The organism is Oceanibaculum sp. (genome assembly GCF_022449305.1).
GTDB classification, from domain to species: domain Bacteria; phylum Pseudomonadota; class Alphaproteobacteria; order Oceanibaculales; family Oceanibaculaceae; genus Oceanibaculum; species Oceanibaculum indicum.
On record NZ_JAKUSO010000081.1, the window covers coordinates 1 to 11731 of the forward strand.

The 11731-nt window shown below is 63.7% G+C and carries 12 protein-coding genes; 7 read left to right on the top strand and 5 right to left on the bottom strand.

The window, feature by feature from the left end:
* From MK313_RS16600 to slyA, 5 genes are all read right to left on the bottom strand, one after another.
* A partial coding sequence (locus MK313_RS16600) for an ATP-binding cassette domain-containing protein (protein ID WP_287783037.1) occupies nt 1–765 on the bottom strand: 765 nt, incomplete at its 3' end.
* A complete protein-coding gene (locus tag MK313_RS16605) occupies nt 762–1835 on the bottom strand; it encodes an HlyD family secretion protein (RefSeq protein ID WP_287783039.1) in 1074 nt (357 codons plus the stop codon). The genes MK313_RS16605 and MK313_RS16600, both read right to left, overlap by 4 nt.
* A 217-nt stretch (nt 1836–2052) precedes the next feature.
* A complete protein-coding gene (locus MK313_RS16610; RefSeq protein WP_008944205.1) occupies nt 2053–3684 on the bottom strand; it encodes a DHA2 family efflux MFS transporter permease subunit in 1632 nt (543 codons plus the stop codon).
* On the bottom strand, nt 3677–4867 hold the full coding sequence (locus tag MK313_RS16615; RefSeq protein WP_287783043.1) for an HlyD family secretion protein: 1191 nt from the start codon (nt 4865–4867) through the stop codon (nt 3677–3679). The genes MK313_RS16610 and MK313_RS16615 overlap by 8 nt, the downstream gene beginning before the upstream one ends.
* A 10-nt stretch (nt 4868–4877) precedes the next feature.
* The gene (slyA, locus tag MK313_RS16620; RefSeq protein WP_008944203.1) at nt 4878–5351 is read right to left on the bottom strand and encodes a transcriptional regulator SlyA; all 474 of its coding nucleotides are present in this window, start codon (nt 5349–5351) and stop codon (nt 4878–4880) included.
* Between the two features lie 148 nt (nt 5352–5499).
* Here slyA and MK313_RS16625 point away from each other — a divergent pair, with 148 nt between their 5' ends.
* From MK313_RS16625 to MK313_RS16655, 7 genes are all read left to right on the top strand, one after another.
* Complete coding sequence (locus tag MK313_RS16625) at nt 5500–5946, top strand: universal stress protein (protein ID WP_008944202.1); 447 nt, start codon at nt 5500–5502, stop codon at nt 5944–5946.
* A gap of 129 nt (nt 5947–6075) precedes the next feature.
* Nucleotides 6076–7152: a calcium-binding protein gene (locus MK313_RS16630; RefSeq protein ID WP_008944201.1), complete on the top strand. Its 1077-nt coding sequence runs from the start codon at nt 6076–6078 to the stop codon at nt 7150–7152.
* 744 nt (nt 7153–7896) lie between these two features.
* A complete protein-coding gene (locus MK313_RS16635; RefSeq protein ID WP_287783049.1) occupies nt 7897–10248 on the top strand; it encodes a heavy metal translocating P-type ATPase in 2352 nt (783 codons plus the stop codon).
* 8 nt (nt 10249–10256) lie between these two features.
* Nucleotides 10257–10496 carry a GDCCVxC domain-containing (seleno)protein gene (locus tag MK313_RS16640; RefSeq protein ID WP_083859618.1) on the top strand — a complete coding sequence of 80 codons (240 nt, stop codon included), beginning with the start codon at nt 10257–10259 and terminating at the stop codon, nt 10494–10496.
* Between the two features lie 36 nt (nt 10497–10532).
* Entirely contained in the window at nt 10533–10931 is a 399-nt protein-coding gene (locus MK313_RS16645; RefSeq protein ID WP_008944198.1) for a hypothetical protein, read from the top strand.
* The gene (locus MK313_RS16650; protein WP_237740178.1) at nt 10931–11215 is read left to right on the top strand and encodes a DUF2933 domain-containing protein; all 285 of its coding nucleotides are present in this window, start codon (nt 10931–10933) and stop codon (nt 11213–11215) included. Before MK313_RS16645 ends, MK313_RS16650 begins: the two co-directional genes overlap by 1 nt.
* A gap of 26 nt (nt 11216–11241) precedes the next feature.
* On the top strand, nt 11242–11731 hold a 490-nt coding region (locus MK313_RS16655; protein WP_287783052.1), incomplete at its 3' end, for a hypothetical protein.

The window sequence follows — 11731 nt, forward strand, 5'->3', positions numbered from 1 at the left end:
GAAGGCTGCCTCCAGCGAATCCGCCCCCGTGCTCTGCAGCAGGCCTTGGGGCGTGTCGCTGGCCAGCACCCGCCCACCGTCCATTGCCGCCAGCCAGTCGAAGCGCGCCGCCTCCTCCATATAGGCCGTGGCCACCAGCACGCTCATGCCGGGCCGGGAACGACGGATGCCGGCGATCAACTCCCAGAACTGGCGTCGTGAGAGGGGATCGACGCCGGTGGTCGGCTCGTCGAGGATGAGCAGGTCCGGGTCGTGGATCAGCGCGCAGCAGAGGCCGAGCTTCTGCTTCATCCCGCCGGATAGCTTGCCCGCCGCCCGATCGAGAAACGGCTTGAGCCCGGTGGCCTCGGTCAGCGCCTCGATGCGGCGCGCCCGTTCGCCGCCATCATGCCCGAACAGACGCCCGAAGAAGTCGAGATTCTCGAACACCGAGAGCGTCGGATAGAGGTTGCGCCCCAGGCCCTGCGGCATGTAGGCGATACGCGGGCCGACTCTGCGGCGATGGCGCGAATCGGCCATATCGCCGCCGAGCACCTCGACCTGCCCCGTCTGGACCGCGCGGGCGCCCGAGATCAGTGCCAGCAGGCTCGACTTGCCAACCCCGTCCGGGCCGATCAGCCCGGCCATGCAGCCCGCCGGGATGTCGATGGTGACCTCGTCGAGCGCACGCACCTTGCCGTAGCGCAGGGACACATCCCGCAGGCGGGCAATCGGCGCGGCGCGCCCCCTGCCATCCTCGATCTGTTGATTTACATCCCGGCTCATTGCGGCAGCCTGGCCTGCAGTTCAGGCGGCCAATCCACCCGCGGGTTGAGCCGCACATAGGCCATGCCCGGCAGGCCGGTCTTGACCTGGAGGAGGTGCTCTCTGAGCAGGTCCGGGGCGATCACCCCCTTGATGCGGAACATCAGCTTCTGGCGTTCTTCTTCCGTTTCCACCGTCTTGGGCGTGAACTGTGCGACGTCCGCGACGAAGGAGATTGCGGCCGGGACCACGTATTGTGGGGCGGCGTCGAGCACGAGCCGTGCCTCGGCTCCCAGCGCGGCCCGCCCGGCCTGTTCCGTCGGCAGGAAGAAGGTCATGTAGACATCGGTGAGATCGACCATGTTCAGCACCACGCCGCCGGGAGAGAGCACCTCGCCGGGCTGGGCGACGCGGTACTGGACGCGGCCGTCACGCGGCGACTTCAGCACGCTGTCGTCGATATCGGCCTGGATGCGCTGGATGGTGGCCCGCGCCGCTTCCACCGAGGCCTCCGCGGCAATGACATCCGACTTGGCTTCCCCTATGGCGGCTTGCGCGGCCGCCGCCTGCGCCTCAGTGGCGCCAACCGCAGCCTTCGCCGCCTGAAAGGCGGCGCGGTCGTCGTCCAGCTTCGAGACGGGGACGGCGCCTTTCGGGGAGAGTTCCTCCGAGCGCGCGACCCGCCTTTGCGCGGCGTCGAATTCGGCCTTCCTCTGAGCTATGAGCGCCTCGGCGGCCTGCTTCTCGGCTTCACGCTGGGTCACCCGGCTTTGCGCGGTCTCGATGCCGATGAGCGCCCGCCGCAGATGCGCTTCGGCCTCCCGGAACTGCGCCTCCAGGACGGCCGTGTCCATTTTCGCCAAGACCTGGCCGGCGCGGACGAAGTCGCCCTCGTTGACCAGGATCTCCCGGATCCGGCCTGCGGTCTTGGCCGCGATATCTATCTCGACCGCCTCGATCCGGCCGTTTCCGCCGGCAAACCCGTCCGGCAAGTCCTGCGGTTGAAAATGCCACCAAGCAGCGACAGCAGCGCCACCGGCAAGCGCGATAAGGGCGATTCGCCAAAGCCAAGTTCTAATCGGTTTGCGCATCTCGTCATCCGGTCGTTGTTGACCCTGCCGCTGGGTTGCTGCCTTAGGGTAGGTACTCAATAAGGGAATTCTGGCGTCGGTGGATATGTGATTATTGGATGGCCCGCCCCTTTCTGGAGCAATCCCAACGGACCGCTCTGAACCACCCCATCAAACTAGATCTGACAAAACATTGCTAGATGTTGGGCTTGCCAACATCTACGCCAAATCTCGTGCGTCACCGACCCTGCTGGATCGCGTTCTGCGACGATGGCGGGTGACGCATGGCCTCACTTGCCTGCAGCGCCGGAGGCGTGGACCTCCGGCGCATCATCAATGTTGGGACAAGGGCGGCCAGGAAGATCACGCCGACAATAAAGAAGCTGTCGCGATATCCCAGCATGTTGCCCTGGCTGTAGATCATGCGGCCAAGATAGTTCATCGCTCCGGCCTGGCGAATCGCTTCCGGCACACCGGCCTGCGCTAGCAAGCCGGTCACATCGCGCAGCAAGCCGGTCGTCGTGCTGTTGCCCGCGTGCTGCGCCGTCGTGAAGCTGTCCACGTAAAGCTGCGAGCGCCGCTCCAGCGCGATGGAAAGCAGGTTGACGCCGAAGGCGCCGCCGAGTTGGCGCACGAAGTTGATCGCGCCGGAGCCCTGACCGAGTAGCGTCATTGGCAGCGCCTTGAGGGCGCCAGCGTTCAAGCTCGGCATGATGAAGCCAAGCCCGATCCGGCCCAGCATGATCCACCAGGCAAACAGCCAGAAGGAGGTATCGGTATCGACGCCGGTCATCAGGAACGACGACAATGCGAAGACCGCCAGGCCAAACATGACCATGACATACGCCGGCGTCTTATCGGTGAGACGCCCGGCTATCGGGAAGACGAGCGCCAGGATCAGCCCCGCCGGCATCAGCAGCAGGCCGGAGCGGGTCGGCGTATAGCCCTGGATCGTCTGCGCGAACAGCGGAATCAAGAAGGTCGAACCGTAGATTCCCGCCCCGAAGATGAAGGCCACGACAGACGCGCCCGCATACACCCGGTTCGTGAAGAGCTTGAGATTGAGCATGGGCGCGGGCGCGTGCAGTTCCCAGACGATGAAGCCGATGCCCGAGATAAAGGCGACGGCGAAGTCGCGCAGGATAGAATCGGAGAACCATCCATCACGTTGTCCATTCGACAGGCCGTTGAGCAAGGTTACGAGGAACACGGTCATTAGCCCGAAACCGATCCAGTCGAATTTGCGCGGCGATCCCGAAGTTGCCCGCCCCGGCATGAAGAGGGTGGCGAGGAACAGCCCGACAAGGCAGAACGGCACGGCCATGAAGAACACATAGCGCCAGCTGAAGCTATCCACCATGATTCCGCCCAGCGTGGGACCGAGCGCCGGGGCCAGCACCACGCCGATACCATAGATGCCCATGGCCGAGCCGCGTTTTTGCGGCGGGAAGACCTGGAAAATCACCTGCATGGCCAAGGGTTGCAGGATGCCAGCCGCGCCGCCTTGGAGCACGCGGGCCAGAATCAGCACACCTTCCGCAGGGGCCAGCCCGCCCATGACGGAGGCGACGATGAAGACCATCACCGCCAGCATGAAGGTCGCGCGCTGGCCGAGCGTCTCGACCATCCAGGCGTTGAGCAGCATGGTTCCGGTCATCGCGGCAAGGAAGCCTGTGGACAGGAGCTGCGCCTTGTCCTGGCCCATGCCGAAGGCGCCCATGATGTCGGGCAGGGCCACATTGACGATCGTCGCGGTCAGGATGGTGGCTATCGTGCCCATCATGACCGTCGCCGTGACCAGCCAGCGATACGCCGGGCCGAAACGGGCGAACAGCCCCTCGATACTGTCCGGGTGCGACGCGCTAGTCACCGACTCTGACCTCCAACTCCACCATCATGCCGGGCTTGAGGGCGCCGCCGTCCTGCTGGACGGCGATGCGAACCGGCAGGCGCTGGGTGATCTTTGTGAAATTACCGCTCGGGTTGGGGTTGGGCAGCAGCGCGAACTCGCTGGTTGCAGCCTGACCGACGCGCGTGACCTTCCCCTCGAAGCGCCGCCCCGGCAAAGCATCGACAGTGATCGTAACGGTCTTTCCGAGCCGGAAGAAGCGGATGCCGGTCTCTTTGATGTTGGCCTCGACGCGCACGCGCTCGGGATCATGGACCATCAGCAGGCGCTGGCCGGGCGTGACGTATTCGCCCTCGTCCACAAAGGTCTGGTCCACGACGCCATCGAACGGCATGACGATGGTGCGGTCTTCGAGATCGAGCGCTGCGCGCTCCCGTTGCACGCGCAGCCGCTGTTCTTCTGGGCCGAGTTCGGCCAACTGGCGTTGGAGTACTGTGAGTTCCTCGCGTGCCGCTTCGGCCTCGGCAACGGCAGCGCGAGTGTTCTCCAGGTCCGCTTGGGCGCTCAACACCTGTTGCTTTGCCGTCTCCAGCGCCGCGCGCGTCTGGTCCAGGCGCGCGCGGGTGATGGCGCCCCTCGGCGCCAGCTTCTCAGCCCGATCATTGGCCTGTCTGGCAAGATCGCGTTGTGCCGACACGGCAGCCAGCGCGGCTTCGGCCGCCCTTACTGCCGCCTTTTTGGCGGTAATACGACTTTGCGTCTGACGGTCGGTGAGTGCGATGCGCGCTTCGATTTCCTCTCGGCGGCGGCCGATTCCCGCAAGTTGCGCATCAAGTTCCTGAACGAGCAGGCGGCTTTCCCGGTTATCGATCCTGACCAGTATGTCACCTTTGCGAACGGAATCGCCCGCAATGACCTTTACGGCGGTGACCCAGCCGGGAACCCGGCTGCTCACGGCAACGATGTCGGCAGCAACACGGGCATCCGTCACAAAAATGTGGGTGAACTGCTGATATAGCCACCAGCCACCGCCCCCGAGAACGATCAGCGCCGCCAGGATCGCCCCATACAGTCGCCATGGACGGGTGCGGGCAGGAGGTGAAGCCGCCTCTGACGCTGCCTCCGTCTCCTTGTCGGGGGCTGTTTGCAGATCGGTTTCCGGATCGTGGCTCTGGTGTTCCAGGCGGCTCACATGCTGGTCCATGGCCTACCCCTCATCGGTCTTCGTCCGCGGGCCGCATCGCCCTTGGCGTGCCGCCCAGCTTGCCGGCGATCTGCTCCAAGACCTTCAGGCAAGTCGCCACCTCGTCACTGGAGATGTCGGAGAAGATTTCCGCACGCACCGCCGCCGCGGTTTCTTCGATCCGTTCCAGGACGGGGTCGGCCTCCGCGCGCAGGTGGACCGATTTGGTGCGGCGGTCGGAAGCTTCTATCCGGCGTTCGATCAGCTTCTCGGCTTCAAGCCGGTCCAGCGTGCGCACCAGGGTCGGCCCCCGCACCCCGACCGCCTCAGCCAGCTCCCGCTGGGTTGCCGCTTGGGGCAGGCGAGAGAGATGTAACAGGGTCAACCAGCGGGACTCGGTGAGGCCAAAGGTGGCCAACCGCCGGTCGATCTCGGCGCGCCACAGCCGGGCGACCAGCCCGAGGCGAAGGCCGAATTGTTCCTGATCGTTGAGAGGATTAATCATCTCATTGCCTGCATGGTTCCCTTTGGCTACACTAATAGGTGGCTACCTATTGAATGTCCAGAGGTAGAGATTAAAGTCCTCCCACCTGCTCTGTCCGCAGCCTGGCTCGAAAAAGGCATTCCACGGCGCTCATTGAAGGAGAACCACAATGTATCGGACGATCCTCCTGGCCTATGACGGCAGCCAGCACGGTCGTGAGGCGCTGGATCAGGGGGCCGAACTGACCTCGCTTTGCCAGGCTCGTGTCTATCTCCTCGCCGTCGTCGCACACGAGTTGGGTGTCGCGCTCGCTGAGGCGGCGGCCCCCTCAGACTTGCCAGAGCGTGAATATCAGGAAGTGCGCCGCGTGCTGACGGCGGGCGCGGAAGAGCTGCGGCGGGTAGGCCTCTCCGTCGAAACACGTCTCTGCACGGGCAACCCCGCCGAGGAGATCGGCCGAATGGCCCGCGAGATCGGCGCGGACCTGGTCGTCGTCGGGCACCGCGAACAGAGCGCGCTTGCCCGGTGGTGGGGCGGCTCCGTCGGCGCTTCGCTGCTCGCCCATGCCCCATGCAGCGTGCTGGTGGCCGTTTCGGGCAAGGCGCCCGCGCGATGATCGAAGCGATGTCAAATTCATTTCGCCTGATTGATTCAGTGCCTGCAACCAACTTCCGCATGCCTCGTTACTCATTGGGTGCACGCGTTAGGCGGCCCGCTAGGAATACAAGAATCAGGAGTTAGGAAGATGGCAATGATGAACCAGGCAAATGGCCAGGGTGAAGAGATCTTCGATGATGATGGCGACAATCTCATCGAAACCGGCGTCGGCTTCGACACGGTAATCGGCGCCGCAGGCAACGACACGATCTCCACTGGCATCGGGTTTGACCTCATCGATCTCCGCGCGGACAGTTCCGGTGCGAATGAGGTGCAGGGCGGCAAGCAGGGCGACACGATTTTTGGTGGAGGTGGCAGCGAGACCCTTGGCGGCGGCCAGGGCCATGATTCGATCGATGGCGGCGCTGGCGACGACATCATCATCGGCGGCAAGGGCAAGGATACCATGACCGGCGGTGATGGCGCCGATACCTTCGTTTTCTATGAGGAGAGCGGGGCCGACATCATCACCGATTTTGACGCTTCCGCGGATTTCATCAAGGTTGTCAGCGACTTTAACGGCACCGGGATTGCGGCTGGAGCCGACCTTCTTGCCTTGGTCACCTATGCCGATGGCAATGCCATCCTCAACCTTGGCGGAAGCAACCGCATCACCCTGGAGGGCGTGGCGGCTGATTCCCTGACGGCGGATAATTTCATCGTCTTCAGCAACGAGGACGGGGATGACTCCGGAGAAACACCCGAGCCTGAGGTTTCGGTCGGAACCGAAGGCGATGACCTTCTCGAAGGTGCCGAAGCTGCCGAGACCCTGTTCGGTGCGGCCGGCAATGACACACTCACCGGCGGCGATGGTGACGATACGGTGCGTGGTGGCAGCGGCGATGATTCCATCGAGGGCGGCATCGGCGATGACTCCCTCGTGGGCGGACGCGGCAACGATACGATGACCGGCGGCGACGGCGCTGACCGCTTCCTGCATCTGGAAGGGCAGGGCGAAGACGTCATTCTGGATTTCGAGATGTCTGACCGCCTGGTCCTTCAGGCGGAATATGGGGATATGCTTTATGATGCCGCATCCGTGCTGGATGCAGTGCTCTATACCGAGGAAGGCGCTGTCATCGATTTTTCCGACGGCGACTCTGTAACCCTGGTGGGGGTGGCAGAGGGCAGCCTGACGACCGACAATTTCGAGATCATCGGGTAAAGTACAGTCCGACTAGGCCGATGGCCGTCCGCCCTGCGCGGACGGCCATTTCTGTGTCTGCAACCCCGCTGTAAGCAGCCGTGACGGATGTCATCTGCTGAAGGATGTCCGGAGCTGACCCGCTTCGTTTATGAATATTGGCTGGGAAAGGCCGGGCAGCGGCGGCTGGCCTACAGAGAGGAGATTGAACCGGTAGACCTGATTCGTGCGCTTCCCGGGGTCACGTCCGTCAAGGTGTTGTAATTTTACGGATGGCCTGAGGTCATGATCAGGCGGCTTTGGTGGTTATGCTGAGAATAGGGTCAATCTCCTCTTTGTTGATGTCTGCGAAGGCCTCAACCATCATGTAGCGGCTGGAGATCAACCACTCGTCATTTCTGCGCGAACAGACGGTCGGGACTGTCAGGAATTTCGTATGTGGGCGGGCATAATGGGCAAGAAGGAGTCCCACTATGTCCCGACGCGAGACTCCACCTCGACCATACACCTCGATGGCCACCCGGATTACATCGGCAGCGCCGATGAAATTACACCACTTCCGCGGACGCTAACTTTCCATTTCCAGCGCACTATCCGTGAGGTGCAACCCTGACTTTCATGAATTGCCGATAGATAGGCTTGACCTTCCCGGCACTGGAAGCCCTATCTTGACAGTAGCGCGTGCGATGCTCGGTGAACTGCGGCCATTCGCAGCCCGGAAACTCTGCGGCGTGGCAATATGCCATTCCCCCAAGAGGAATCGACATGGACCATCACGGCCATCAGGATCACGGCGACCATGCGCATGCTAAAGACAATGGCGCCCTGACCGCGACCGATCCCGTCTGCGGCATGCGTGTCGATCCGCATGTGACGAAGCACCGTGCCGCGCATACGGGGAACACCTTCTATTTCTGTTCGGCGCGATGCCAGGAAAAATTCGTCGCAGCGCCGGAGAGCTTTCTTGGCGATAAGCCTGCTGAAAAAGAGACGGATGCCGGCGCGATCTATACTTGCCCGATGCACCCTGAAATCCGCCAGACCGGCCCCGGCAGCTGTCCGATCTGCGGCATGGCGCTGGAGCCGGCGGAGGTATCACTTGACGAAGGCCCGAACCCGGAACTCGCCGACATGTCGCGGCGATTCTGGATCGGCCTCGCGCTGGCCGCACCCGTCTTCCTGCTGGAGATGGGCGGCCATCTGACGGGATTGTCGCATCTGATTCCGGCGCAGATATCGAACTGGGTCCAGCTCGTCCTGGCCACACCAGTGGTGCTCTGGGCGGGCTGGCCGTTCTTCGTCAGGGGCTGGCAGTCGGTGGTGAACCGGTCGCTCAACATGTTCACCCTGATCGCCATGGGAACCGGCGTGGCCTGGATCTACAGCATCGTCGCCACTCTGGCGCCAGGCATCTTCCCCGAGGCGTTTCGCAATGCAGAGGGGGCGGTGGCCGTCTATTTCGAGGCGGCGGCGGTCATCACCGTTCTGGTGCTGTTGGGGCAGGTGCTGGAACTGCGGGCGCGGGAGACGACGTCCGGGGCGATCAAGGCGCTGCTCGGCATGTCGCCGACGACGGCGCGCCGGCTGTCGGATGATGGTACGGAAGCGGAAGTCGATCTGGATCGGGTCGCGGCTGGCGACCGGCTCAGGGTCCGCCCGGGAGACCGGGTGCCAGTCGATGGGATGGTCACCGAAGGCGGCTCCAGCGTCGATGAATCGATGGTAACCGGCGAATCCATGCCGGTCCGCAAGCAGCCGGATGACAAGGTCATTGGCGGGACGATCAACGGCCAGGGCAGCTTCATCATGCGGGCGGAGAAGGTCGGCCGTGATACGATGCTGGCGCAGATCGTGCGGATGGTGTCCGAGGCGCAGCGCTCGCGCGCGCCGATCCAGCGGCTGGCGGATGTGGTCTCCTCCTGGTTTGTGCCAGTGGTCATCCTGATTGCGCTGCTGGCTTTCGCGGCCTGGTCTCTCTGGGGACCGGTGCCGGCGATTGGGTATGCGCTGATCGCGGCGGTGAGCGTGCTGATCATTGCCTGTCCCTGCGCGCTCGGGCTGGCAACGCCGATGTCGATCATGGTCGGCGTCGGCCGGGGTGCCCAGGAGGGCGTCCTGATCAAGAATGCCGAGGCGCTGGAACGCATGGAGAAGGTCGATACCGTGATCGTGGACAAGACCGGCACCCTTACAGAGGGCCGGCCCAAGGTCACCGCGATCAGGACCCTCGGCGGGTTCGGGGAAGATGATCTGCTCCGCCTGCTCGCCAGCCTCGAACAGAGCAGCGAACACCCTCTCGCCGCCGCCATCGTGGCCGCCGCCAGGGAGCGTTCGCTCGACCTGCTGCAGACCAGCGACTTCGATTCGCCGACCGGCAAGGGCGTGCTGGGTACGGTCGATGGACGAAAGCTCGTGGTGGGCAATGCCCGGTTCCTCGGCGAGCACGATATCGAAACCGGTCCGCTGGAAGAAATCGCCGATACGCTGCGCCAGGACGGCGCGACGGCGATTCTGGCGGCAGTTGACGGTGAGCCTGCCGGAGTCGTCGCGATCGCCGACCCGGTAAAGGAGTCGACGCCGGCGGCCATAAAAGCGCTGCACGCCGATGGCATCGCCGTTGTCATGCTGACAGGCGACAACAAGACCACGGCACAGGCGGTTGCCAGGAAGCTCGGCATCGACAGGGTGGAGGCCGAGGTGCTACCCGAACAGAAGGCGGCAATCGTCAAGCAGCTGCGCGACGAGGGACGGGTGGTTGCGATGGCCGGCGACGGCGTGAACGATGCGCCGGCGCTGGCCGCAGCGGATGTCGGCATCGCCATGGGCACCGGCACCGATGTCGCCATCGAGAGCGCTGGCGTGACCCTGCTGCGCGGCGATCTGATGGGCATTGTCAGGGCACGGCGCCTGTCCGAGGCGACGATGCGGAACATCCGGCAAAACCTGTTCTTTGCCTTCATCTACAATGCGGCCGGCGTGCCGGTCGCCGCGGGCATCCTCTATCCGTTCCTGGGCATCCTGCTGTCACCGATCGTCGCTGCCGCCGCCATGGCGCTGTCCTCGGTCAGCGTCATCGGTAATGCCTTGCGGTTGCGCGCCGTCAGGCTGCGGGATTGAAGGCAGGCATGATGACGGTGCTGCAATCGACGATCACCTGTCCGACATGTGGGCATGTCTCGGTGGAGACGATGCTGGAGAATGCTTGCCAGTATTTCTACGAGTGCGGGGGCTGCAAAAGCCTGCTTCGGCCCCTGCCTAGTGATTGTTGCGTATTCTGCTCCTATGGCGACACGCCTTGCCCGCCGATCCAGAAATCGCGGGCGAAGGGGCATGCAGGCGGGTGTTGTGCCCAGGATGGCGGTTGATCTGCATCAATGTGCTGGCGCTGGATTGCAAGCAAGATGCCGGTGCTGGAAAAGGATAGGCGTGACGGTATGAAATGCGGACTGGCAGATATCGTGCGGATGGCGGCCCTGTGCTGCCTGCTGCTGGTGTTTGCCCCGCACGCGTTCGCTGCAGATGCTGGCCCAGGCGATGGCATGCGACAGGCCACGCACTCTTATGGGGCGGAGGATGCGGCTTCCGTGCTGAGCGTCGCCCGTCCCTGTGACAGGGCTGCGACCTCAGATCTTCTCGACTGCGGATGCACTCAACTCTGCCTTGTTTTTGGCGTGCTGCCGGCGGCGATGGGCATCGATGACGCCGGAAAGGCGGGCGTTCTTTCCGCCAGGCCCTATCGGATCGTGCGTGCGGGGCTCTCTCCCGCCAAGCACCCTCCCAGGCGGCCCGCTCTGGTCTGATGGCGCCTCGCTTTTGTCGCGAGGCCAAGGACGCCGCCTTCAAGCGACGGCGTTTCCCGCATCGACAAGCGAGCAAGCATATGAAGACCAAACAATCGGGCTTTCTCAATACGCCGGCAGGCTATGCGGTCTGCCTCATGTTGGCGGCGCTGGCGATCTTTCTGTGGGTCGAATACCGGCTCCAGGTCGCCGACGCGCTGCCTCTCTTCCTGCCTCTGCTGATCTGCATCGGCCTGCATGTTTTCATGCATCGGGGCCATGGCGGTCATGGCGATGGCAAATGAACGAACCTTGGACAAGGAACAAAATCATGAAGAATTTGATCCGACCCATCCTCATTGGCGCGACCTCGATGGCGCTTGTGTTGGCAATACATGGCACTGACGTAACCCCGGCCGCCTTCGCGCAAACCATGGGAAGCGGGCAGGGCAACCAGACGGACTCTGCTGTTCCCGGTCAGCGCATGCCCGGTTCCGGCATGGGCCCGGGTATGGGTCAGGGTATGGGCCCGGGTATCGGCGCAGGCCCCGGGATGATGCAGGGGCAAGGCATGCCCGGTGGCTGGCCCGGAGGCTGGATGCAACAGCCGCCCGGCGGGCCGGATGGCAATCGCTTCTCCGGGCCGATGCCGATGATGCGGGGATGGGGCAATGGGTACGCCATGCCCGGTCCGATGATGCAGGGCTACGATGACCGCCGCGGCTATGGCATGCCGGGATATGGGCCGATAGGTCCCGGCATGATGGGCCAGGGCATGATGGGCCAGGGCATGATGGGCCAGGGCATGATGGGGCAAGGTA